Origin of the sequence: Xanthocytophaga flava (genome assembly GCF_030068545.1) — a bacterium.
Classification (GTDB): Bacteria; Bacteroidota; Bacteroidia; order Cytophagales; family 172606-1; genus Xanthocytophaga; species Xanthocytophaga flava.
Window position 1 is genome coordinate 53,762 of record NZ_JASJOR010000033.1, and the last position, 25,923, is coordinate 79,684.

The 25,923-nt window shown below is 41.3% G+C and carries 12 protein-coding genes; 5 read left to right on the forward strand and 7 right to left on the reverse strand.

From position 1 onward, the window contains the following. Positions 1-148: 148 nt before the first annotated feature. From QNI15_RS32120 to QNI15_RS32140, 5 genes are all read right to left on the reverse strand, one after another. Entirely contained in the window at positions 149-892 is a 744-nt protein-coding gene (locus QNI15_RS32120) for a hypothetical protein (RefSeq protein WP_314035867.1), read from the reverse strand. Between the two features lies 1 nt (position 893). Beyond that, positions 894-6,335, reverse strand: coding sequence for a DNA/RNA non-specific endonuclease (locus QNI15_RS32125; protein WP_314035869.1), 5,442 nt, complete (start codon positions 6,333-6,335; stop codon positions 894-896). Positions 6,336-6,339: 4 nt separating this feature from the next. After that, positions 6,340-9,513 (reverse strand): T9SS type A sorting domain-containing protein, encoded by a 3,174-nt coding sequence (locus tag QNI15_RS32130; RefSeq protein ID WP_314035871.1) that lies wholly within the window; start codon positions 9,511-9,513, stop codon positions 6,340-6,342. Between the two features lie 27 nt (positions 9,514-9,540). Further along, positions 9,541-11,589 carry a fibronectin type III domain-containing protein gene (locus tag QNI15_RS32135; RefSeq protein ID WP_314035873.1) on the reverse strand — a complete coding sequence of 683 codons (2,049 nt, stop codon included), beginning with the start codon at positions 11,587-11,589 and terminating at the stop codon, positions 9,541-9,543. 120 nt (positions 11,590-11,709) lie between these two features. Then, positions 11,710-16,281, reverse strand: a complete 4,572-nt coding sequence (locus tag QNI15_RS32140) for a hypothetical protein (RefSeq protein ID WP_314035875.1) — start codon at positions 16,279-16,281, stop codon at positions 11,710-11,712. An 814-nt stretch (positions 16,282-17,095) separates the two neighbouring features. On the opposite strand from QNI15_RS32140, the gene QNI15_RS32145 reads away from it, so the two are divergent. Both QNI15_RS32145 and QNI15_RS32150 read left to right on the forward strand, forming a co-directional pair. Next, positions 17,096-17,401, forward strand: a complete 306-nt coding sequence (locus tag QNI15_RS32145) for a hypothetical protein (protein WP_314002649.1) — start codon at positions 17,096-17,098, stop codon at positions 17,399-17,401. A 129-nt stretch (positions 17,402-17,530) separates the two neighbouring features. After that, the gene (locus tag QNI15_RS32150) at positions 17,531-17,929 is read left to right on the forward strand and encodes a response regulator (RefSeq protein ID WP_313989729.1); all 399 of its coding nucleotides are present in this window, start codon (positions 17,531-17,533) and stop codon (positions 17,927-17,929) included. A gap of 35 nt (positions 17,930-17,964) precedes the next feature. Here the strand turns inward: QNI15_RS32150 and QNI15_RS32155 are convergent, their stop codons facing one another. After that, complete coding sequence (locus tag QNI15_RS32155) at positions 17,965-18,690, reverse strand: NUDIX hydrolase (RefSeq protein ID WP_314035877.1); 726 nt, start codon at positions 18,688-18,690, stop codon at positions 17,965-17,967. Positions 18,691-18,973: 283 nt separating this feature from the next. On the opposite strand from QNI15_RS32155, the gene QNI15_RS32160 reads away from it, so the two are divergent. The 3 genes from QNI15_RS32160 (at position 18,974) to QNI15_RS32170 (ending at position 25,261) form a co-directional block, all read left to right on the forward strand. Next, the gene (locus QNI15_RS32160; protein WP_314035879.1) at positions 18,974-22,765 is read left to right on the forward strand and encodes a ThuA domain-containing protein; all 3,792 of its coding nucleotides are present in this window, start codon (positions 18,974-18,976) and stop codon (positions 22,763-22,765) included. Between the two features lie 633 nt (positions 22,766-23,398). After that, entirely contained in the window at positions 23,399-23,734 is a 336-nt protein-coding gene (locus QNI15_RS32165) for a hypothetical protein (RefSeq protein ID WP_314002644.1), read from the forward strand. Positions 23,735-24,070: 336 nt separating this feature from the next. Further along, entirely contained in the window at positions 24,071-25,261 is a 1,191-nt protein-coding gene (locus QNI15_RS32170) for an MFS transporter (RefSeq protein ID WP_314002642.1), read from the forward strand. Positions 25,262-25,368: 107 nt separating this feature from the next. Here the strand turns inward: QNI15_RS32170 and QNI15_RS32175 are convergent, their stop codons facing one another. Continuing rightward, a complete protein-coding gene (locus QNI15_RS32175; RefSeq protein ID WP_314035881.1) occupies positions 25,369-25,830 on the reverse strand; it encodes an Lrp/AsnC family transcriptional regulator in 462 nt (153 codons plus the stop codon). Between the last annotated feature and the right edge of the window lie 93 nt (positions 25,831-25,923).

The following is a 25,923-nucleotide window of genomic DNA, read 5'->3' on the forward strand; positions in this document are numbered from 1 at the left end:
TCCAGGCTTGGGTTTGGAATCGGGTAGTTTTCCTCCTTCTGTGATAGTATAAAATAAAAAAGATCTCCTGGAAGTATTGTGAACTTACTTGTAGGAGACCTTGTAAATTACTATGGTTTTATCTCTGATTAAGAGTTGGGCTTGTCTCTCAACTCAAATCTCTCAACTCAAAATGTACATGCTCTTCGAAGTTGAATCTGTCTTTCCGATCCTGATATATTATTACTGTATTCCATCCAGGTGCAAAGTGCTGTTTTAATTCACCTTCATTGGCTAGCTGATAAATATCCTCAAAACTTTTGATCAGGTAAGGGGCTTCCTGGTATGACAAATTCTGTACTGGGACTGAAAACTGTTTTATTCCTTGTTCGGTTGTTACTTCGATTTGTAAAGGAAGAATATGACCATTTACAAACAGTATGGTGATCACAGCTTTTTCCCATTCTTGCTCTGGAATCATGAGATCCGTGATCTTGATATCCGATTCAGAATAAATGAACGAGAAAGCGGTAGCCATATCCAGTAGTAGAAAGTCGATGTGTGCCTGCTGATCCCAGATAAACTCACTCTCATAACGGCCATCTGGGTAAATGGTGATGGTGGCAGTGTTCCATTTTTGTAATTCCTGATTTAAACACTTCTGATAATATTCTTTTATTAGCTTATCTGCTTTTCGCATTGATTCAGGTGCAGTACGTCTGGGCTGTTCCCGATTCTTCTCATCTTTATAAAACTGAGGACGAATCTCCTGACTAGCAGAGTCAAATATTTTCAGAAATCCATTGTTTGCACTCATATTCCAATGAGCTATTACCTTACTCCATTCATATCCACTTAGATACTCAAGTATCCCTTCTGAATAAAGTTGTGAAGCTTCTTGTTGTTCTTTCATCTTATGGATTATCAATAGTTTTAAATAAATCTCCATTTGGTTGTATGGATGCCCGAACTCCATTGTAGAAGTACTCAACTCTAAACTGATAAGGCCTTTTAGATGTACTACTAAAATCAGCTGTAATTTGAACCTGAACAGATCTGGGATTAGTTGTATTTGTCAGCACTTGATCCCATTCATCTTCCATTCGTTTCCAAGCACCATTTCTGTTCGTTGGTCCATCTTGAGCATGATAGTTAATCAGTTCGACAGGTCCATTAAAGCGTGCTCCGATCATATGACCACCGTTGTCTCCAGTTTTTCCATCTCTATGAGATGAACTATTGCCTAACCCTTGTAACCTCTCATCTCTTGGATAATTAGATTTAGGAGGGGGTAATCTTTGCAGGTTAGCTTCGATCATACTCACTCTTCCATACTGGTCAATGGTATAGATTACATAGTTACTGACAAGATAGGTAGCTCCATGAATCAGTTCGATTATATTCAGAATCTGATTGCGTTGACCGCTAGCCGTTGTTATTCCAGTTCCCCCAACAGCTTCAATACGCTTATTATCCAGTAAAGTAGCCCATAACTTACCACTGGCATCTCTCACACTTACATTCGTTGTCCCATTCACAGTGATTGTATACTGAGATACTTCCTTAATGGTACGCAAATATTCATAATTTTTTCTAAAATCCGATCCATACAGTTTTTTCCAGGCTCTGAGAAGATCTGCATCCAATTTAGAAATGTTTTTGCTCAATGCTTCGCTATTATCTGCAAAGTAACCATTAACATCCTGTAAGAAGACTTTTACTTCTGTATTACTATAGGAAACAGAAAGCAGCAGGCCAGCCATTTCCCGTAAGACATCATCGGAAAGAGTAATAGTAGCACAGAGTTTATTAACCGCTTCTTCAGCCTTAGCTGGGAGCATCTGTGCCAGTATGGCTTTGTCTTTGACCTGTTCATAGAGCTCACAAATATCTTTTGAACGGCTAGTACACACCTGACAGTTGCCATTGCGAGGCTGAAGACCCACAATGGGAAGAACAGGTGTAGGATTAGGATTCGGGTTTGGCGTTGGATTGGGTGTAGTAGCCGGAGTGTTGGCAGGTGGATTTTGGGTAGTCGTATTCGTGCCTTGTCCACTACCTGTAGGATTACTGCCTCCCGGTGTGTGATTGGGGTCTGATCCAGGCTTGGGTTTAGAATCGGGTAGTTTTCCGCCTTCTCTGAACTTTTTGCCTAACTGATCGCCTGCCAGATCATCCGCTTTTCGGAAGTTGGCAAGCGTGGTTGGACCACCCCAAAGCAGACTGGCTACCACCACCACATGTTGTCCACCCTGATGCCAGGCCACACTACCCCCTTGCTTGTAATTGTCATAGCCTGTGAGCTGTCCAGGCAATGACTCGGCCATTGCTTTTGCGTCTTCCCACCTTATTTGTTTTACCTTGTTCCAGGTGTTGGAGATGACATCCTTGTCGGTGGCTATATCAAGGCCAAACTGAATAAACTGCAGCTTTTCAGTTACTTCATCAACCACCCCATCGGTCACACCAGCTGCCATAGCTGGTACACGAATCGGTGATTCGGTAAAGCCAGCTTCCGTCTCATGCCAGTATTTTTTAGGCAGAGCAGCCTCTTCGTACAGGTTCTCACCCAGTTCAACTACTTCCGGCAGAAATCCCCACAGGTCTGACTTATCAATCTTCATCTGCTCACCAGTTTCAACCGTTTTCTCAAACTTTTCTCCTTTTAGACTCCCTGCAGGCGATCCAGTGCCTTTGTTTTGATTCTGAGCTTGCTGTAACTCCTTCTCCAGACGCTTTCTGACCTCTTCTTCCAGTTGTTGCTGAGAAACATCTCCCAGCTTTGGATTTTCCTGTAATTTTTTGCCATAGCCAAAATCTTTCAGCGTCAGCTTGCCATTACATAACTGAATAGTGATTACATTCTTACCCTGTGTATTCTGCGTTCCATCTGCAGTAACGGTATGTTTGTTTTTGCCATTACAGTCGGTGAAGGTATAGGCCGTGTTCGGATATTTCTGAAGTTTTTTACCAAGTGATTCGGTCAGTCCTTTCATAAACTGATCGAGTTCACTTACCTCAGATTGTGGTTTAGGTTGCGGTTTGGCCTGTGAACCAGCCACATTCTGGGAATTATCCTTAGACTGCCCACAGGATGGCGTTACATATAGCTTTCCTGTTAGTGTAAGTTCTTTCACTTCTACCTGTTTCTCATACTTGCCGTCCTTATCAGCATGATAGGCAAGAGTAGGCAGAGGCTGGGCAAGTTTTCCTTTTTGCAGTGTTAACTCAATCAAACCTTTGTCTGGTCTTGACTGGGTGATCACATAAACCTCCTGCACATTGTTCTTCTGAATTTTGGCTTGCTCCTGACTTTGGCCATAATAGACACGCGGATTGGCTTCATCTACATATCCTTTGAAACCATACATACCCCCACTGTTCCAGGCTGCCTTAAGTGCATAGATCCTGGTGCCCACACGAAACCGCTTGAGGAACTGTGTATGTTCAAGATAATTGCCATCATCACAAAGGTGAAGTATAGTAGCTCCTTTGGGTAAGGTAATTGCATAGCCACTTGCACTCAGAAAGGTGTAATCTTCTGGTAGAGGTATCCCTTTTTCGGCTGTGGCAATGGCACTTTTCTCATCTTTTTCAAAGGCAGAGACGACCATAGCCGGATCATTCATAATGTCCCACTGCCACTTGGCCAGGTGCATACCATTGGCATAGTCCATCACATTTTGGGTCTGCTCCTGCTCATAGCCTCCATAGTGTTTGTCAAAGGTGTGATATAGCTTCCATCGCCCGTGTCCAAGCTCATGGGCAACGGTTTGCGGCTCTACCTTGTTTTCAATTTCAGAGGTAAACAGATAACCAAACTGAGCACCTCTGGGCATAAACCCAACTGCTTCCCGCTGATTGATTTTCTCGGCTCCAGTGGCTTTGAGGAAAAACAGATAACTGGCGGCTGGATCAAATTCATCCGCCCGATCCTGCTTGTATTGATTATTCAGCGCCTTCATGTCGTCATTGTAAGTCGACAATCCTGTACTACCTGACATGAGCCGTTCTACGCCTGTATACAAATAGTCTTTATCTACTTCCACATGCCAGGTAACACCAACAGGTCCATAGGTACTGTCTAGCGCCTGTTTGATTCCCTGCTCATCAATACGGGTACCGTTGACAGGAACCAGCACCACTTTATGGGTCTGAAGGTTGTAACTGACAATGCTTAACTTGCCTAATGTCCAGTATTTATTATTGGCAGTTGCATATAATGCATAAAGTTCCTGGGCATCCCCGGACGGACCACCTACAACCTGTATGGTATAGGTTTTGGTAGATGGGTCATATTCTGATTTAAACTCGGTACCGGTAGGGGTTTTAAAGATAACTTTGGTTGGATCAATAGTTTTGTCCTTGATTTCAATCGTGGCACTGACTACATCACTTTTAGTAACAGGTACTAATTTCCAGGGAACATAATAGTTGGTATAGAGCTTTTGGTATTTCTCACGAATCAATGCTACTTTATCGTAATACTCCAGCCAGGTATCAAAGGCATAATACCCTTTTCCCTTATTGAAGGTAACAATGGCTTTGTCTCCATTTAATTGGGTAGGATCGAAGCTCCCATCAGCCAGAGCTGCTCCGGCTTTGCCAACATACGTGGCTTTGGCTACAGTTGACTCTTTTCCGCTCGCATCAGTCTCGGTCACTTTTTCCACCTGATACACATTTCCGTCCTTGTCTTTAACGGTCATCGGAAACACTACCACCTTATTGCCTTCATTGCCCTGTCCTTCTTTGTCTGCACTCATAACCGTATGTGGCTCTCCACTGGCATCGGTCACGACCAGTTCGCCTTCATCGTTCAGGCTAAATGCCTCAACACCCGGAATCGAAAAGTCAAATGTGTAGTCAATCTGGCTGAGACCGGTTTTCACAGTACCAACATCAAACCCACCTTCAAACACATCATCGATATTGGCGATTTGGCCTTCATTTTTGTCATACCGGGCTTCAATGTACCCATTGGTCATCTGTCGGTCGGTATTAACTGTAATACTGGTAAAGGTTACCGCAATTTTTGCATCATTGAGCCACGGAATGATAGTCCATCCTTCACCACTGAAGACACCTCCGCCACCCGATACACGGGTAAGTGTTACCGGGAAGTCATTGGCCATAATGACCTCTCCTGTCTTCAATTCTTTGATTGGTTGCTGATTACTCAGATTCACAGCTGGCATAATACCACACTGGGCCAGACGGGAACTATCTGCCTGAGGCAATGCAATAGTCATTACAGGACCATACACTGGCTGTCCCGCCATACAGGAACTAGCTACGCGATATTCATATGTCCCACCATTTTCCAATCCATACAGCGTAATACGCGGTTCAACAGAAGTCTGCTCCTTCCATTCTGAAGGATTATTTTCACGCTTAATGCGGTAGCTTACTGTAAATCCAATGTATTCCGGAGCCGTATTCCACTCCAGATTTAGTCGTTTGCGTTCGGCTGTTGCCGTTATCACAGCTGGTGGTGCACAATTATCCTGTAGGAGAAAGGTGCGAACCTCACTATATCCATCATTCTGAAACAGGTTGACAGCATCTATTCCTTCACGTGCCTGGGCACGTACACACCAAGCATATCTTTTACCTGGTAGTAGGGGAGGCAGCAGAGCATTGTAGAGCAATGATGTACCCCGAACGGTTTCCCGGTGGATTTCTGGAGAATAAGGGAAGGCAGCCTGGGGCGTCATACCATTGTCCCATAGTTCCTTCAGGATAAACTCATACTCCACATAGGTTAGTCCCTGATGGCGCGGTGTCCATTGAAACATCATATTCAATGGATCACGGAAGGCAATACTTTCATTGTTCTGAGGTAAACTCAGTAGGGGAGGCTTCTGACTGGTAATAAATGCACGTGCACACGTAGATACAGACAGAGGTTGATTGGTATAGGCTTCTATGGCCTGAAAACAGAACTCAACCATTCCTTCCGGGAGCTTTCCATCTGTCAGATAGCCCTGGGTAATCAAATTCTGTGGCTGAAAATAGGGAGCCAGGTCATCAAGTGTAAGGCGAACAGGGGAACCTGACTCCACTATAAGTGGCTGTATAAAAGCCTGCTCATTGGTTTGGATACGCAGACCTCCGGCAGCGGTGATCGTCATGCGCAGGCGAACTGTGAGCGTAGGCTTCAACTGATCGCGGTTGACTAGTGTAACGGTCAGTTTTTCACGTGTACCACTATAATAATCACTCAGATACAGACTATGAGGCGGTAACAGGTGTGTGTTTACCTGTACTGGATAGGTAGTTTGCGCCACTACAGGGATCACACACTGAAACAACAGGAAAATAAAAAGCCTGTAATGATAAAAAGCCTTACGCATCTGTTTATTTACTAATTATTTTAAATGTTGCCAGTGCCTGTGGTGTAACCAGTTGTAACAGGTATATACCTGTTTGGATAGCAGGAGTTTCTTCAAACACCGTTTCACTGAAAGATTGATTTCGGATATCTTTTTGTGCAATAACCTGACCCTGGCTGGAATAGAGAACCAATGTAAAATCGGCCTTTTCCTTAAGTTCTACAGTGGCGGTAAACTTTCCGTTACTCGGATTGGGGCTTACCATAAACTGCTTGATATAAGGTTCATCAGGTGTCTGGTAATCTGTCAGCTCACTTTTATCCACAGCACGCACGGTCTTGTAGACAATCTTCTCACAGGCGCCCTTAAAACTGCGTAGACCAATCTGGTATTCGCCAAACTGATCAAACTGTATTTCCAGATAGGGCTGCTGTTGGTCCAGTATTTCTGTGCCTGAAGGAACAATCCACTCAATGCGGTCAGGAGCGGGATAGCTGATATTGGAAATGTGTACCCGTTCTCCTTTAGGTACTCTGGTGGCAACAACAAAATCAGCTGCAATTTCAGTATCATCCCGGCTAATTTTTATGGTATCTTCATTCGTACATCCTTTGCTGTCTGTTACGATCAGTGTATAGGTGCCTGCTGCTATCAACTGAACCGTGGCCGTGTTCGCAAAGGATACTCCATCTTTCATCCATTGATAGCGGGCATTCGGATCATTAATTGTACCATTGAGTTCGAGGATCTGATCTTTACATAATACCCGATCAGGTCCTAGTTTAACTGGTAACAGATCTGGTTGCAACAGAGAGTAACTTTTTATCAGAAAGCAGCCATTGGCATCTGTCACCTTTACTTCATACTCACCCTGACCCAGATTCTGAGCAGATGCGGTTTGTACTCCATGTTTCCACTGATATTGATAGGGAACTTTGCCACCTGTTACCATTAAAGAGATAGAGCCATTGTGGTCACTGAAACAGGTGGGTTGTACCACAGATGCGTCCACTTTCAGTCCATCAGGAACTGTTATCTGTGTTTGGCCTATGGCCGTACAACCCCGTGAGTCGGTAACTACAACAGAATACCATCCATCAGTAAGATCTTTTATAGTACTTGTAGTTTGCTCTGTACTCCAGGCATAGCGATAAGGGGGAGTTCCACCCTGGGGAATAGCGGTAGCAATACCATTCGCATCTCCATTACAAAGTAACTCAGAGGCGGTAAAGTTTATTTTCAGTACATCCGGCTGTACCAGATGAAAATCTGATGACCAGGCGATAATGCCATTTCGATCTGTCACCCTTACCCGATATACTGCGGTTGGGCGTTCTAATGCCATACTATCAGATTCTCCAAAAGCAGTTAGTGAATTATTGTCAACTACAAACCACTCATACTGATAAGGATAATGTGTCTGATTGCTTGCATAAGGCCTTCCGCCTGTAGCCTGTGCAACCAACTCTCCATCTGAGTATCCATTACAGGACACAAAGTGCTGCTCTGTAATGCTTACTTTTAATAAAGGTGGTTCATCAACCTGGATAGTTACTGTCTGATAGCAACCACTCTGGTTCGTTTCCGTTTGTGGGGAAGCCAATGCATAATTGGTATCCTGAACACGCACATAATAGGTTCCTTTACCTAGATTGGATAAAGTGCTGACCTGACTATTGCCTTCAGTTTGTGTAGCATCGGCTGTTAATGGGTTTCCATCTGAATCAGTCCAGTAGAAAGTATAAGGCATGGTACCTCCTTGTGCCCGAATCGTTATATGACCGTTTTTCAATCCATACCCTAGCGGCTCCACATTTTCTTCAACGGTTATTGCTACTCTCTCTGCCGGCTCCGCAATCGTACGTTCATACATAATTACCTGTCCGCTTCCATTTTGTGGATCACATCCATTGCTATCCTGAACTTTGATAGTATAAGTACCTGCCTTCAACTGATAAAAGCTGTTTCCGAAAGATTCTGTAAGAGTAATCGTTTGGATAACCTGGCCATTCTGAAGCAGAAATGCAGTATAGTTTCCTGTTCCTCCCAGAGCAGTTATCGCAATAACGCCATCTTCCCCGCTAAAACAATGGGCAGCAGCCTCTGTGGCGGTAAAAGTAATGGGTTTACGGACAGGAACTGTAACCAACTTTGTATGTACTATCGGATCTTCTGCATAGGTAGGTCTGCCATTAAAGCTTCCGTTAAGGGTTAATCGCTGATCTGTCAATGATTCCAGATCCTGTATAGTTACTTTATTATCTGCAGATAACTGATCAATATTGAGAGGCCCTCTCTGCATGCCATCCAGTGAAAATGTGATAGTCTCATTGGCATAAAGGCTTCTGTTAAAGACAACTGTCAGCTTTCCGTCTGTTGTATAAGAACAAGAGGGAGGGGTAGATTCTACCGAGACAATTTCAGGAGCCGACAATAAAGGAATCAATGTCATTGCCGTTGAATAATTCCCACATCCATAATCAATCCGCACTTTTACGTTTTTTGACTGCAACAATACATCATTCACGAAATCAATAGCTGGCAGATCATTTCCTGAAAAGGTTAATATGTTATTGGAGTATAGGTTTGCAGGAAAGTTCTGCCATGTGCCATTTCCAATCTGATACTGCCATCCATATACAGCATCTGGAAACCCCTGTGTAGCCTTTATCTGGATGCGATGGGCTTGGGGTAGCAATAGTTTGTCTCCATAGGTTTGCTTTTGCCCTATCCGATCAAAATAGTACAGATTGATAGCCTTTGGATGAATATAAAGCTCTAACTCACTGTTCCATTCAGGAATTATATTGGTAAAGGTTCTTCGATAACATGCCGTATACGAAATAGCATTAGAACTATTACCTGATACTCCTTTACAATTAAACGCATTATGCCATTGTCGTTCTCCATAGATGCGGAGTGTGGTTAATCTTTTATTTGCCGCTACTGGAATGGATTTGAAGATAGTTCTGTAGGGACTAGTTAAGGGAAGTACATTCTCCATCCAGATAGGGCTTGTAGCCGCACTTCCGTTATTATAGGTTGTATATATATCAAATCGGTTAGTACATCTGTCGTCATAGTTGCTTCCCCAAATCTTGATCGTAAAATCCATTGCATACTCACCTGTTTCCACATCCTGAGCATACAGAGCAGTAACCCAGACAAAGGCCAATGCCCACAAAACAATTCGTCTCATTTTTAAGTATATTACCTGATCAGAAAATCAATTTTGTACATTTACTTTTGCTACAGCGCCTGTCTTTCCACTGGCAAGAACAGTTCGGATCACATACTCATACTGCACATCTGGCTTCACATCTATATCCTGTATCTGCGTTTCAAAGGATTTGGTCACTTTCCATAATGAAAGCCCTTTTCCTGCCTCTCCCTTATACAGCTCAAATGCTTTGGCCTCCTTTACATCATGTTTCCAGCTTAAGAGTATACTTTGGTCTTTTCTATTTCGTTTTCCTGTAAAACTTGTGATCTTACCCATTTGTGAAGCCTGACCACGGGCTCGTATAGTTATGATTGGTGAAGGCTCTGACGACAGCCCATTTTTTGTAACCGCTTTGATAGTGTAACCATACAACCGATCCATTTCGGCGGTCTCATCGGTATAGCTTTGCACATTTGTGTCAGTGACTGTATAGATGAGTGTATTTTCTTTTGAACCTTTTTCTTGTCGATAGAGCTGTAGGGTCGCAATATTCTCTTCCTGACCAGTGACCCACTCCAGTTGTACACCTTTGTCGGTAAGTTTATAACTGGTAATGATAGGAGGAGAAGGAGGTACTATATCTGGTTTTTGAAGTGCTGATACTGCCGATTTCTCTGATTGGTTGTAACGTTTGTCTACAGCTGTAATGGCATAGTATACTTTGCTATTCAGGTTACGTACCTGAAGTGTATCTGTAAAGTGATTGTCCCGAATGGCTACATCTGTCAGTGGTATTAATTCTTCTTCTTTGGTTTGGCCCCGATAAATCCGATAGCCCAGCAGATCTTTTTCCTGATTAGGTGTCCACGACAAACGAACCACGCCAAGGCTATCTACAGTTCCTTGTAATCCTATCGGACTGGCAGGTGGTATAGAATCTATAGGCTGGACCAGGACTGGGAATGAAAGAATGGGTTCTCCTTCTGTGGGTATAGCCGCAATTACAAAATAGTTGGTAACATTCAACTGATTGTAGGTAAGATTTCGGATACTGGGTGTAATATTGGTCAGTACTGGTACAAAAGGTCCTTTGTTGTTATCGGCATACTGTAATTCAAATCTTTGAATATGTTCATTCCCACGTTCATCAAATTCCCAGTTAATGTCTACTCCTCCCTGGAGATTAGGTACGGCCCGCTGGATATGTGGCACATAAGCCACTGTATTTTTGCCTTCTCCACTTACAACTATAGAAGCCGGACCTTCTTCACTAAAAGTGGTCACTCCAATGATCCGGTAATAAGTGGTTAGGCTATTATTGGTAAGGGTATCCATATAATACATCCGGTCATTGGGTTTTCCATCCTTACCGTTCATATTGGCAAAGGGAGTATTGGAAAGGCGTGAGAATGTTTTACCATCTGTAGATTTCTCAATAAAGTAAGAGTTGTACACATGTCCGAGTATCTTGTAGTTCCAGGCTAGTATTACATTTTTATTGCCAAATACGGTGGCCAGATCCTGGGGCTGTGGTAACGGCTGGTAATCAGTTAGCCCCACATATACTGACCCCATCTGAACAGGTTTCATCTTTCCGGTAATTACAGGAATGATCCGATACAAATACCGCTCATTGGATTTTACCGTTTTATCTTCCCACCCCCAGCCTGCCAGTACAGCTGCGGGATACGATAGGTCCGCTGCATACATAGATACCAGATACCTTTGCTCTAACTCCTGAGCCATAGACATCATCTTCATTACTCCTCTGGCATCATCTCCGGAAAGCTGAAAGTTTTGCCCATACAGTGCCTGAGCAATAATAGCTGCATAGTTATTCTGAGTAGCAAGGGTCTGCCATTTATCCAGCGGCTGTGGCTTTACTGGCTCTGGTGTAAGCAATGTTTTCTCGGCTTGTGGTAAAATCTGTCCATTCCGAACTACCGTATACCGTTCGATCCGAAATCCGGCACGATTGGTCTGTTTCCATGCTAATGGAGAATTGACTGCCCATCTCAACTGAATAGCGTCTTTCTTTACATTGGCCCGGACACTAACCTGTAAGCTATCCTGAGCCAGGGCAGAAAAGCAGCCAGCCAGGGTTATAAGCATATACAGGAAATATTTTAACTGAAATCTGTTCATCACTGCTGGTATTATAAAAGCGTAACTGTCTGTTTTGCACTCCCTAAAACAGTCAGGTGGTTCGTTCAGGGAGTACATTGATCAGACCTACTTAAGATTATTTATATAGTCAAAATTGGCTGATGTTCCTTTTGTACCATCAGGTAAGATATACTGAAATTTTACCGTGTATGTGCCCTGCGTAAATGAAGGACATACCCCATTTACGATATTGGAAAACTGAGAAAGCCCATTGGTGTTGATGTAGCGGTTTACCAATTGGTTTTGTAGATCATAGAAGTCTCTCTGATAGACCTGGAACAGGGCATAGGTATATGGAAAATATCTGCTGGCATAGCCTGTATACTTATCATTTTCTACTTCAGTGAGATATCTGGCCAACAGATCTATTGCTTTTGCAGGAGGTACTCCGTACATAGAAGGATCTCGATGTGTTAGAGTGACTATTCCTGCCAGTGGATAATTCTTATACAGTAATGGATACATTATACTCTGATAATAAGTATCTGTTAGTGTTGAAGCTCCTTCTATCAAAGGTCTTCCTGCTGTATACTCACTTCCTCTAAGCTCTATGGGTTCAAATGGCTCTGTAACCGTTAATTCGTATGCGAGGTTGATAACCGTTGAAGACACTCGTTCCCAGGTAGACGCCTTTTGAGGATTGCCTTCCATCTTCTGGGAAAAGGTCGTATATCGGCTTGTCGCAAATGAATAGTCCAGGAGACTTTGTCCGATATCGCTACGTATTACATTGTTTGCCTGGGCATTGGCGACTGTAATATCATCAGTAGCACCTCCAATAGCCTGACGCTGATCTACTGACTCTGTTGTCTGTCCGCTTCCTTCTTTCGCCAGGGTCACTACACTCACCGAATAAGCTTGCTGTGTGACTAGTTCAGGCATCTGATAGGTAAGCTGATTGTTACCTGGGTTATAGGTAAAAGCAACAGTTTGTTTAGTTCCATCAGACTTTGTGACATGAATTTCATGTTTATAATCTGGTGAGAAGAGGTAGCTTTGTCCACGCTTTAATTGTACAATTCCACCTTTCGATTCATCTTTCAGAAAGAATTTCTGATCTATCACAGGATACGCGAACTCTACGTTTTGCAAAGGAATCGCTGTAGGAGCAGTTCCTGTTTTAAAGGCTACTTCCATCGTCTCTTCTGCCTTCTGGCCTGAGGTATATACAACCACCCAGCGACCATTCTGTAATTGTTCAAAGCCTACTTTGACAACCGCTTTCAGAGGTTTATTTGGAGGTAATACTTCATGAGAAAGGAAAGAAACCCCATCTTTATTATCAGTCCATAAAAGCTTTCCGTTTATGGCTTGTCCTGCATCCTGCACTGTAAACGAAGTAAGTTGAATCCGGTAGGTTTTGGGGCCCTGGTCATCTTCCACATCAAAAGGAACACCCACTCTCATATTGAAGGCTGCCTGAGGTGCAGCAAACACATCTACTGCGTCAGAATTATTTTTAGGTGTCAGATCACTGATCATGCGCATGTCCAGCGGACTTCCTCCTGGGACTACCAGTTCGCATTCTTCGCCAAGCGTAATTTTAAAACGACATTTTCCTCTCACCAGTCCCCCTAGTAGATCGAACTGTACCCCTAAATACCCTTTTACAAAAGTAGGATTAGGCAACTTAGCCTGCATTAACGCCGCTGCAGATCCCTTGATAATCGGTATTTTTGTTTTCAGGAACCATAAGTTTACTTTTACACCCAGTTCTCCCTGCAGGTACACATATGATTGGCCGTTTGCATACCAACCGTCAATGCCGATCTTACCGCTACGTCCCTGACATTGCATATCCTGGTAGTCTTTCAACATAATGTCGAAGCCTAGTCCAGCCTGAAAATTAGCATATAGAATCAGAAACGAAAGATCGCCTGTTGCTACTTTTAAGCTGGACCCAAACGCAAACCCTTTGCCATCTCCTAATGCATTCAGGTCTCGCATGTAATCCAGTTCCGCCATATCTACGCCTAGAATATCAGCTACTTCTTTTGGAGGAGGTGGCGAACCTGGGATACGAGATCCCAGCATCAGGTAAGAACCTGTCTCTACGCTAATACCTCCAATACCCATTTTGAGTCCTAAACGGTCAGTAGGTGTACCCATGTGTACATACCATTCTTTAGGGTCAATATGCAGTACAGCCCAACCGGCGCGGTTACCGGAAGCGGTACCCCGGATAATGCCTCCTGCTGCGTTTACATATAAATCAAAGGTAGCATGGAGAGAACTTTGAGTAAAATCATACTGAATACCCATTGCAGCTGAGAATCCTGCCTGACCTGGAGTTTCCGAAGGTTGAAATACATTTGTTGCTGCTTTATTGGGTTCATATTGCTTCAATGTTTCGAGCGACTTGGCTAGAGCCGTGTTATCCCCAACAAATTTTTTCTCCAGTTCAGCCACTTTCTTAAATTTGTCACCAACAAAGTTTTCTATGTTTTCAACACCGGGTATTTTTCCTACAAATTTGGCAAATCCATAGAAACCAATAAAGTTGATACCACCCGACTTGTTGAACGCAATTTCAAATGAAGCTTCACCATTAATGGCCGCGTCGTTGGCGACATTAAACAACACAGCCGCTTTCGCTCCAATACCAGAATTTTCATCCGGAACATATTTACAACCTGTAGGGGAGGACAGCAGATCAGCACCATCACGTTTCATTCGGTAAGAGACCCCACCACCGAATCCGTTTAGATTTAAAGGTGGAAATACAGGTATACCTGAACCAAACTTAACCCTTCCATCCACAAACCAGTATCTGAAATCTTTGCGACCAAACATGGCCCGGGCATTGATGTTACAACCTTTTAATACCTTATCAAATGTTAGTTCTACATTACCGGCAAAGCCATCTCCATAGGTAGGATCGTCTCTTAAAATACTAAGTTCTGCCTTAAGATTGAAGGTTTCAGCCACTTTTGCGTTAATGGCAATATTGCTAATATTCAGTTTCTTATACTTCCATTGCTGAGTCGACTGTGCCTCATTTCCTTCCTGCTTTTCATTCATTGCTCCTATCAGTTCGAGACGTGTACTGCCAGCAAACATATTATCACTTAATGTAAGCTTAATATCAAAACCAAGTGCTACCTCTTTTTCGCTTACCCTTAGTCCAATCCGATCAACGGAAATTGGGAAGTTCATCATCTTTAACTCCCCCTTGTATCCGAAATACTCAGCAGTAAACCGGGGTGCATCTGTTTTTAAATGGAGACTGCGAAATTCAATGCCCTTAAAATCAGCAACTTTTTTTCCTGATGAGTCTTGTGGGTTTCCTCCATCCAGACGGGCGGCCAGATTCAGACTGCCATGAAGCATGGCTTCTGGTTTAAACTTTCCATCTACTACTTGTAAGGCTACATAGGAATTGGGAAGCAGTTGTGCCTCTGCTTTGAAAACATCAAACTTGAATCCGCTGACTGGTTTAACTTTTAGTAAATACTCATTATCAGCTGTAATAATGGCATCATATCCTAATGTTGAATTTTCAGAGACAGGCAGGCCTATCATACCAGAAAACCCTGCCTCTGTTAAGCGATTAGCTTCCAGAGCAAGAGAAAATCTATCAACAGAGAACTGCCAGCCTGACGCACTTCCTTCTTTAAGAGGCAGAATATTAGTAGCTGCAAAAGTGCCACTGATACCATTATTATCAATCAGCATATTTTTGGCTCCAAACGAAACTCGTTCTTTGCCTCTCTTCGAAAATTGTTTAGGAAGGGTGACAACTAAATCACGAACAAAAATTCCTCGCCATAATGTGGGATTACCCGGAATCATGTAATTGAGTTCATATCCCTGTGGATACACAATAGAAGGATCATTGCGGAGGTCACTGAAATCAAATATAGCCTCACCTAACATAAAGGTAAAGTCGTTTAATCCTTTGATTTCGAAAGGAGGTAGAGAAATACCAACCAAAAGATCATTCCAATCCTTTACAACTGTTTTGAAAGATCCTTTTACACGTCCTGAGATGGGTTCTCCTTTTTCATTTACAGGTGTCAGTATGCTTTCCGGAAATTCAACATCTGCAGAAATACCCATCTCCTTAAATCCCTGGCAATCTACTGATACATAGGTAAGTTCTTTTGCTCTTCCTGTCTGGATATCAAAGCCACCTTTCAATGTAAGAGCAGCCGTACTGCCATTGATAGGTATAGAAATATCTCCCATCAAAACCAGAGAAGCATCACCAATAATATCTCCATTATGAGAGAGCTTTATTCCCTGTGCTCCAAAGAATAAAGGCTTCGATTCCTGAGGTATTTTGACCTTTGCAAATAGAGTGAGTTCACTATAGTTAGTTTCCCAACGGATATCACTGACTGCAATGGTTACCTGGATATTGCTAATGGTTTGTTTAATACCCATTGGCAATGTATTCATATCAGCATAGGAGAGCGACTCTGTGAAATTGTTGGATTGATCTAGCCTGGCAAAAGTCTCAACAGCTTTTCGATAATTCTCAGGTGATGATGGATTTGAGTTCTGTGAAAGCGGATCTGGGGTCTGAGATTTTACGATGTTTCCAATCGTAAAAAAACTACATGCCAGGCAGCAAAATATAATACTCTTTACCGTTCTGGTAAGCGTTTCAAATGGGCAAAAAATGCTTGCGGACATCAATGGAAAATTTCAATACAACTACAAAGAAGCAGGTTTTATTGCTTGAAAAGCTTATATGAATTGCTGTTTCTACTACTTGCGTAAGAATTGGTTAGTAATAGTTCTATTTCTGGTTATTCATGACTGATAGATCTTATTTTGAGGAATTTTGCGGTATAAAGGCTTTAGTACGATTTATTTTTAGGTGTTATTGGTTTATAGAAATAAACAGGTTGAATACTAATAATACATCTGAACTTACTCTTTTGCTAACCGAAGAATGTTGTTGGTGATTTGCCTATACAAAAGGATACATTTTTTGGAGGTGAGTAGAAACTGAATTCAATACTGTTGTTTTCAAGTATGAATTATTCAAATAGCCTATCTGTGGTTTAAATAAAAAAAAGTATCAGACTTGTTACCGAGGATAAAAGTTTTGATGTATTTGTGGCAAAGACAAAAATTGTTTAAAGTTGGATTAACTTAATTCACTAAACTAAGCTTTAGAGCTGACAGAATTATTCAATAACACGTTATCAGAAGACTTGATGCAATTCCACTAAATCGCCAAATTTACTTATTCTTGTTTAAACAAATTAGATGAAGCACTAAAAGTGTAGTTCCAGAAGGTAGGTGTTATCAGTTATTGTTTATTCAAATGCAACACAACATAATCATCAAAGCCAGAAAAAAGATTTCAAAAATCAATCTGATATTTTTTTTAAGTTAGTTGGGCAACTCGGCTACTCACATTTACTTAAGTAAAGTCAAATTCGTTTAGTAAAAGTTATTGTTTTATTTGTATCAGTTTTGTTTACATTTTTTCCTTTTTATGAATCAAAGATTAACATATATAGTTCTACTTTTATCAATCTTTGTACTAACTTGTTGTACTAAAGGAATTCCAGAGCAATCCATAGAGGGCGCAATAGCACAACAACTGGCAACAGAAGAAAAAACAGTAGTATCTTATACTGTTACAAAACAAAAAAAGGCGATAGGCGAAAACGGAGATGCCTGGTTGATATATTGGGAGGGAAAAGTGAAAGATCACAATGGAAAGGTGAATCACAGAAAAGATTCCCTGTTTTTCTATCAGACGGTTGATGGATTATGGGTAGGTCATACCATAAAGTAAGTTCTATTAAATAGCAAAGGATTATTCTGTTTTGCAGATAATAAACCCTTACATTCTACTATCTGTTTAATTATATACTTGTTTTTGCGTTTTCTGACAGGTTGTCTGTCTATTTCGTTGTAATTAGCTATGGAAAATGTTTTCTCATTGTTGATTCTTGAAGATAACCCGGATGAACGGTTTCTGCTTTCCCGCTTGCTTGACCGTCATTTTCCTCAATGGTATTATTATTTTGTAGAAGACGAAAAAGAATTATTACTTTTTCTTAGTGAGGGTATACCCGTTTCTGTATTGCTACTTGATATTCATCTTCCCGGTAAAGATGGTTTGCAAATCTTAAAAGATCTGAGAAAGATAGAAGCCTACCGGTTGATTCCGGTAGTGGGGTTTTCAAATAATGCTTCTATGGAAGCTGCCTATCAACTGGTCATTGGTGGTGCTACAACGTTATTCCAAAAGCCTGTTGTGCCAGAAGAAACAATAAGTTTGTTACGAACTCTTCCTGCCTTTGCTGCTAAGGTACATTAGTAGATTTTTTTTCAATGTTTTAGACCCTTTCTTTGCTATTTCCGAAAACGATACAGATAAGGTGCTTTGTTAGCAGCTCCTGTGAACTTCTTTTCCAAGCGGTCCAGTACATCAAGTTCCAGCATCTTCTTTTGAAAATTATTGCGGGCAAAAGGTTTGTCATAAATGGTTTCATAAAGCTCCTGTAAATCTTTCATAGTAAAGATTTCAGGAAGAAGTGTGAACCCGATCAATTTCTGATCCAGACTAAGGCGTAAAGATTGGAGGGCGTTGTCAACAATCTGATTATGATCCATAATCAGAGATGGCAATTCGTTGATAGTATACCATTCAATGGATTGGTCAATCTCACTTTTCTGTGGAACTACCTGATGAATGTCAACCAGTGCATAATACCCAATGGAGATAAACCTTCGTGTAATCCATTCCAGTTCCTTTCGGTTAAATGATTCTGCCCCTTGTTGCTCCTGATTTAACCCAACAATTTGCTCAAAGAATGGCATGTTGTTTCTACCCAGATCTCCAAAGACACGAAATTGTTCCAGGTAAATATCTTTAAGGCCTGTGCGTGCCTGCAGAATTCGTCGCGCAGCCTGGTCTATACTTTCATTTTGCAGAATAAATCCACCAGGTAAAGATGAAAAATCTCCCTTTAAGGCTAGTTTAGGCACTAACACTTTGAGTTGTTTTTTCTGATAACCAAAAATAACACAATCAATTGAAACTTGTTGAATGTAATCCTGTCCATTGAGAAACTGCATACTATAGTATGGTGGTATAAGATCAAACTTCAAATATATTTATTTCCTGTGGCTATCTGGTCAAAAGCCTGTAGAATGTGTTTCTATTGTCATACAAATCTGCTTCTCATAAAATCTCGCTATTCAATCTGTCAAAGTCAGAGATGTATAACGTATATCTCTAGAGTAAATGTAAAATATAATCTTACAAATATAGAATTGTAAAAATATTATTGTCTAATTTTTAGACAATAATATTTTGATTGATTACTTTTGCTATACACCTGTTAAACCCCTATCCTTCATGAAAGCAAAATATCTCCTGTTTAGCCCTATACTAATAGGTATATGGTTTCTGATTCTCTCTTCTTTTAGGCCAGCAACTACACTGAATGTGCTTGTGTTTAGTAAAACAACTGCTTTTCGGCACCAGTCAATAGACGCTGGAAAAGCAGCACTAGCAAAAATGGCGAAAGAAAAAGGCTTTGGTGTGAGTTTTACCGAAGATGCCACTCAATTTTCAGAGCGTAATCTCAAAAAGTACAATACGGTTATTTTTCTTAATACCACAGGAGATATTTTGAATGCCGAACAGCAAAGTGCATTTGAAAGATACATTCAGGCTGGAGGTGGTTATGTGGGTATTCATGCGGCTACAGATACCGAATATGACTGGCCCTGGTATGGACAATTGGCAGGAGCCTACTTCTTAGACCATCCGATGACTCCAAGTAATGTACAGAAAGGGAAATTTAGTGTAGTCAAAAAAAATCACTGGGCTACGCAAGGTATGCCTGATACATTCGAGCGAAGTGATGAGTTTTATAGCTTTAAAAATATCTCACCAAAGATCAATGTTGTGTTGAAGATTGATGAAAAGAGTTATATCGGTGGTAAGAATGGAAATGACCACCCAATGAGCTGGTATCAGGAGTTTGATGGAGGGCGTTCATTTTATACGGCAATGGGACATACGGATGAAACTTTCTCTGAGCCTCTCTTTTTGAATCATCTTTGGGCAGGTATTTATTATACTACTGGGGGTGATGCACCCAAACCATTAGACTTTACCAAATCTCGTCCGGAAGAGAATCGTTTTACAAAAGTAGTCTTGGCAGAGAAACTGGACGAACCTATGGAGCTTACACTATTAGATAAGGATCGTATCCTATTTATTCAACGTAAAGGTGAAGTCCGACTTTACAACAACAAGACAAAAGAACTTAAAACCATTGCGACCATTCCTGTTAGTACCAAATATGTAAGCAAGGAAGGAAAAGAATCTGTAGCAGAAGACGGCTTGCTGGGGCTAAACAAAGATCCCAACTTTGCTCAAAACCATTGGATTTATCTATACTATTCCACACCTGAAGCCTCTAAAAATATTTTGACCCGGTATGAAATGCGTGGGAACGAACTGGCAATGGAAACGAAAAAGGTGTTATTGGAAGTGCCTACCCAACGGGAAGAATGTTGTCATACAGGAGGATCTATTGCCTGGGATAAGGCAGGAAACCTATATTTATCTACAGGTGATAACACAAATCCACATGGTTCCAATGGATTTAGCCCAAGTGATGAACGCGAAGGGAGAAGCGCCTGGGATGCACAAAAATCATCAGCAAATACCAATGACCTGCGGGGCAAAATCATTCGCATTAAGCCTCAGCCAGATGGCAGTTATACTATTCCGGAAGGTAACCTTTTTGCCAAAGGCACTGCACAAACCCGTCCGGAGATCTATACAATGGGACATCGGAACCCATTCCGCATTTCTGTTGATCAGCATACTGGGTTCCTTTACTGGGGAGAGGTGGGTCCGGATGCGGCCAATGGTGATTCGACCAGAGGACCTGCCGGGCATGATGAAGTAGGACAGGCACGCAAAGCAGGAAATTACGGGTGGCCACATTTTGTAGGAGATAACAAAGCCTATTTCAAATATGATTTTGTAAACAACAAATCCTTGGAGAAATGGGACTCTGCCGCACCTACCAACAATTCACCAAATAATACCGGATTAAAGGTATTGCCTCCTGCTCAGAAAGCTTTTGTTTGGTATCCTTATGGTGAATCCAAAGAGTTTCCGCTGGTAGGTAGTGGGGGTAGAAATGCGATGGCCGGCCCGGTGTTTTATTCCGAAGATTTTAAAAATGCTCCTCATGCCTTTCCAAAATATTATGATGGCAAATTTCTTGAATATGAATGGATGAGAGGCTGGATTATGGCTGTCACTATGGACAAGAATGGAGACCTTGTCTCTATGGAGCGTTTTATGCCCAGCTATAAATTTTCTAATCCAATGGATATGGAATTTGCAGAAAATGGAGACTTATATATGCTTGAATACGGTAGTGGCTGGTTCACTGCTAATGACGATGCCCGTTTGATCCGGATAGAGTACAATGGTGGAAACCGTAAACCTCAGATTCAAATGGTTGCCAATCAGATGGGTGGTGCTGCACCATTTAATCTAAAGCTTTCTTCCAAAGGCACATCTGATGCTGATGGAGATCTATTGACCTATTCCTGGAAAGTGACTTCCAAAGACGGCTTCACAAAGCTCATTACTACGCCTAATGCCAGTTTGACTCTTACCAAGATGGGTAGCTACAAAGCTACACTTACAGTGAATGACGGCAAAGGAGGAGTAAGCACGCAGTCAATGGAAATCACAGTGGGTAATGAACCGCCTGTGTTGAGTCTGGAAATGCCTAAAAGCAATACCTCATTTTATACTGCCAATAAGCCATTCCCTTATGAGATTAAAGTAAAAGATAAAGAAGATGGAACCCTCGAAAAGGGAATAGACCCTTCACAGGTTGCCGTAACCATCGATTATCTTCCTGAAGGATATGATAAAATAGCCATTGCACAGGGACACCGCTCTGCTGACGCCAGCGCTCTCTTTGCCTCTGGTAAAAAACTTATCGATGCCAGTGACTGTATGGCTTGCCACAGCAAGGATAAAAAATCAATCGGACCAACGTATAAAGCGGTTTCTCTTAAATACAAAGATGATAAAACGGCCTTAGAGAAGCTGACAAAGAAAGTAATCTCCGGAGGAAGTGGAGTTTGGGGTGAGACCGCAATGGCAGGTCACCCACAACTGTCTACGGGTGATGCTTCGGAGATGGTGAAATACATTTTAAGCCTTTCCAACGAGACTTCCAAAGAAAAAACTTTACCGGTGAAAGGTTCCTATGTAGCAAAACTACCTCCTGCTGACAAAGGAAAAGGTGTATATATTGTACGTGCTGCTTATGAAGATCAGGGAGCAAATGGACAGCCTTCACTGAAATCCGAACAGTCTTTTATATTGCGGAATTCCAGGGTGGATGCCCATGGATTTGATCAGTATGAGAATGTCAATAAAATGGCTTACGGGGGAAACAACCTGGCTATTCCTGCCAAGTCTGGTGCGTATATGGTAATGAAACAAATTGATCTGAATGGTTTGTCTGAATTACAGATATTCGCTGTTGCGCCAAAACCTCAATTGAATGCTGCAGGTGGAAAAGCTGAGTTGCGTATTGGCAGTCCAACTGGAAAACTTATTAGTGAGTCACAGTTTCTGGAAGCGACAGACAAAATGGATTTTAATCCAACAGTTCTACACCTTCCAATCAAGTTGGATGCATCTATAAATACGCCTCAGGATATCTATGTTGTATTTATAAATCCTAAATCCGGAGGACAGTCAATGATGGTTGTTATGGGATTGGAGTTTAAACTGGCAGGAGAACAGGGGAGTGCTGAAGAGGCTGCCGTGCCTGCGAAAGCTACAGACAAAACCAGTACGGATTTCTTTGTAGGACAGTGGGAGGCTACCTTTATAGGAACTCCTAATGGAGATGCCTCTATGATAATGGATCTCGTTCGAAAAGATGGAAAGCTAACTGGTAATATTACTCCCAAAAATGCAGATGGAAAGCCAGTGCCATTAGACAAAATAGAAGAGTCAGCCGATAAGATAGTGGTGTATTTTAGTACTTCCGGTTATGATGTCAATGTAAGCTTTGAAAAGGTAGATAATGATAACCTGGCGGGTTCTCTGATGGGGATGTTTAAATCCAAAGCAGTCCGAATAAAGTAGTCAGGAAAGTATTGTAAAATACTCTAAATGTTTTCAGAGAGGCGATGATATCTATCGCCTCTCTTTCTTTTAATACCAGTCTACTAATTTCCAATAGTATTTTGGAAATTAGCTAGAGTGTAACGTCTTTAATTGATGCGATTGTTGGTAGAATATATAGCCACAAGTTATCCCGAATTTTCTCAAAAAGAATTCACCTATCTTTGCAAAAATTCTTGTCTGCGTATAATTCACCGCAAAACTTTTTTAGCCAAGACTGGGCAGTCTGTCCGCTCAATGAACAAATGGCGTTTAATTCACAGCAGTTTCGTCTTTGATCATAACTCCAATCACTTTCTATTTTGATCGGAGTTTCGATCATTTTTTCAACTGCGCATAACTCACCGCAAAAACAAAAAGTGATCGGAATTCACCGCAAGTAAACAACTGCCGTGAATTCAGCGCATGAATAAAGTTTACATTTAGTACAAGTTGTTCAGGCAGACAAGTCTCTGAACTGCTTATGTACATTTCTGCAAGGAAATTACTTAACAACTTTTAGAAGAGTTATTTCAAGTAATACTCTTGTTTGTAAAACTACATTTGTCCATCTATCTTATGGAAAAATAGTAGATATCAAATACTAAGGATGCCATGTCTGAAATACCAGCTTTACAAAATCCTACCCATATAAAAGAAGAAGATAAATTTCGCCTTTATCGCAAAGTGCCTCTATTCTCATCAGATGCCAGTTATGAAGAACTGTTCCGGTTAAAATCCTGGAATGCCTATCTGAATGGATGCCTGACTCTGGGGGATGGTAAATACTTGATACTAAATGGAGACTTTAAAGGTGAAGTCTGGAAATATAGTTCGGAGCCAGAAGGGGAGTACGCTCCAAGTAAATACCGGGAGTGCTTTACACCTGTTAGCGCCACACGTCCTCATTTGTTAGAAATTATTAGTGAGTACTTAACCGGAAACGTATAAATTATGTGAGTATAAATTGTATTTTTTAAATCTGGAGAGCATCTAGATTACTTTTATGCAACGAAGTGTATAAATAATCTGATAAAATGTCTCAAATAACTGAACTCTAATCTCAAGTGTCCTGTTCCCTTAATAAGGATTGAAAGATATACTTACAGACCCTAACTTAATTGTTAGTTGCTGACATCCAATAATTTGCTCTCAATCTTTCAGTACTAAGGAAAAGTATAATTTACTTTGTAAGTGCAAAGCGCCATTATTTGAAATATTCAAACCATACATTATCTGCTACTGGTTTTGCTAGGCTAGTAGCAGTTTTGTTATAATTAAGATCAAATGAAAAAAAGTTTATTCCCTCTTTTACTTGGAGGGCTCGGTATTGGAACTACCGAGTTTGTCATGATGGGGCTTTTGCCTGATGTTGCCACTGATCTGGATATTAGTATACCTGTTGCAGGCCACCTGATATCTTCTTACGCACTGGGAGTGGTAGTGGGTGCTCCTTTGTTGGTTATGATGACTAGCAATCAACCTCCAAAGAAAATATTGCTTTCATTGATGCTTATTTTCACCGTATTCAATGCGTTTTCTGCTTTTGCACCTGGACATATAGCTTTGCTGGTAAGTCGTTTTTTTGCTGGTTTGCCACATGGTGCTTTTTTTGGAGTAGGAGCTGTGGTAGCTAGTCGTTTGGCCGACAAAGGCAAACAGGCTCAGGCCATCGCTATGATGTTTGCCGGTTTGACCATTGCAAACCTGGCCGTTGTACCCATAGGTACCTGGATAGGGCACAATTTATCCTGGCGCTATACCTTTGGATTGGTCTCTTTTATTGGATTAGTTACCATTTTATTTATTAAATATTGGCTTCCGGAACTTCCTGTCTCACGGACAGGAGATACCCGTTCCGAATTACAGTTGTTTAAAAGTCGTGAAGCCTGGCTTGTTATTCTGATAACAGCTATTGGTACCGGAGGCCTTTTTACATGGATAAGCTACATTGCCCCTCTTATGACTAAGATTTCACATTTCTCTGAAGATAGTGTATCCTGGATCATGATTCTGGCAGGCTTTGGAATGGTTGTTGGGAATGTCATTGGTGGGAAACTCGCAGATAGATTTCATCCAGTAAAAGCTTGTGCGGGTTTGCTGGTAGCTATGGCTACAACCTTAGTGGCTATTTACTTTTTCTCTGAGATCCAATGGATTTCTCTGGTCTTAACTTTTATAGCAGGAGCATTATCAATAGCTTTGGCAGCTCCTATACAAATCTTAATGATCCATACATCCAAAGGGGCAGAGATGTTGGGTGCTGCTGTTACTCAGGCCGCCTTTAACATTGGCAACGCATTGGGTGCATATTTGGGAGGATTACCAATTGCTGCTGGATTAGGGTATAATACTCCTGTACTGGTTGGTATGGTAATGGCTCTTGTTGGGGTTTCTTTTTCAATTGTGTTGATTAGAGTTCAAAAAGAAGAGATAGTTGCTTCACAAATAGCCGACTTGCAGGAAGTAAACAGTTGATGGTTCATTGTATTGTTAGTAATACGAGCATATAAATAAATACAAAAGAGGTTCGGATGTTTATTCGAACCTCTTTTGTTTACATACTTTAGTAGTTGGCTAAAGATTTAAATAATTACCCCAAACTCTGCCTTTACTTTGTCCATGACCACATGCGTATAAAACTGTTTTACATTCGGGTTGTCCATCAGATATGTTTTAGAAAATAGTTCATATTCCTTCATATCTTTGGTATTTACTATAATGACAAAATCATAAGCCCCTGTGACATAATAACAGTGTCTTACCAGCTTGCATTCAGACATTAATTCTTTGAAACTATCAATTACACTGGAATTGCCTAAATACAAGGTAACATCCACTACACAAGTAATAAAACTATCTACTACAGACGGTGAAATGATTGATATGTCTGCTTCTATAATCTTATCCTCTCGCAGCCTTTTTAATCGTCTTTGTACAGCACTAGTGCTAAGATTCACTATATGACCCAATTCTTCCGCTGTGACTCTGTTATTTTGCTGAAGCTGATTGAGTATCTTTTTGTCAAATTCATCCAGGTCTTGCATAATTTACCCTTTTTTGATGGTAAACTTACTTGTTTTGTGCATACTCATAGCGTTATTTACCCAGAAAATGCAAAGTTCCTATCGTAGTTTTGT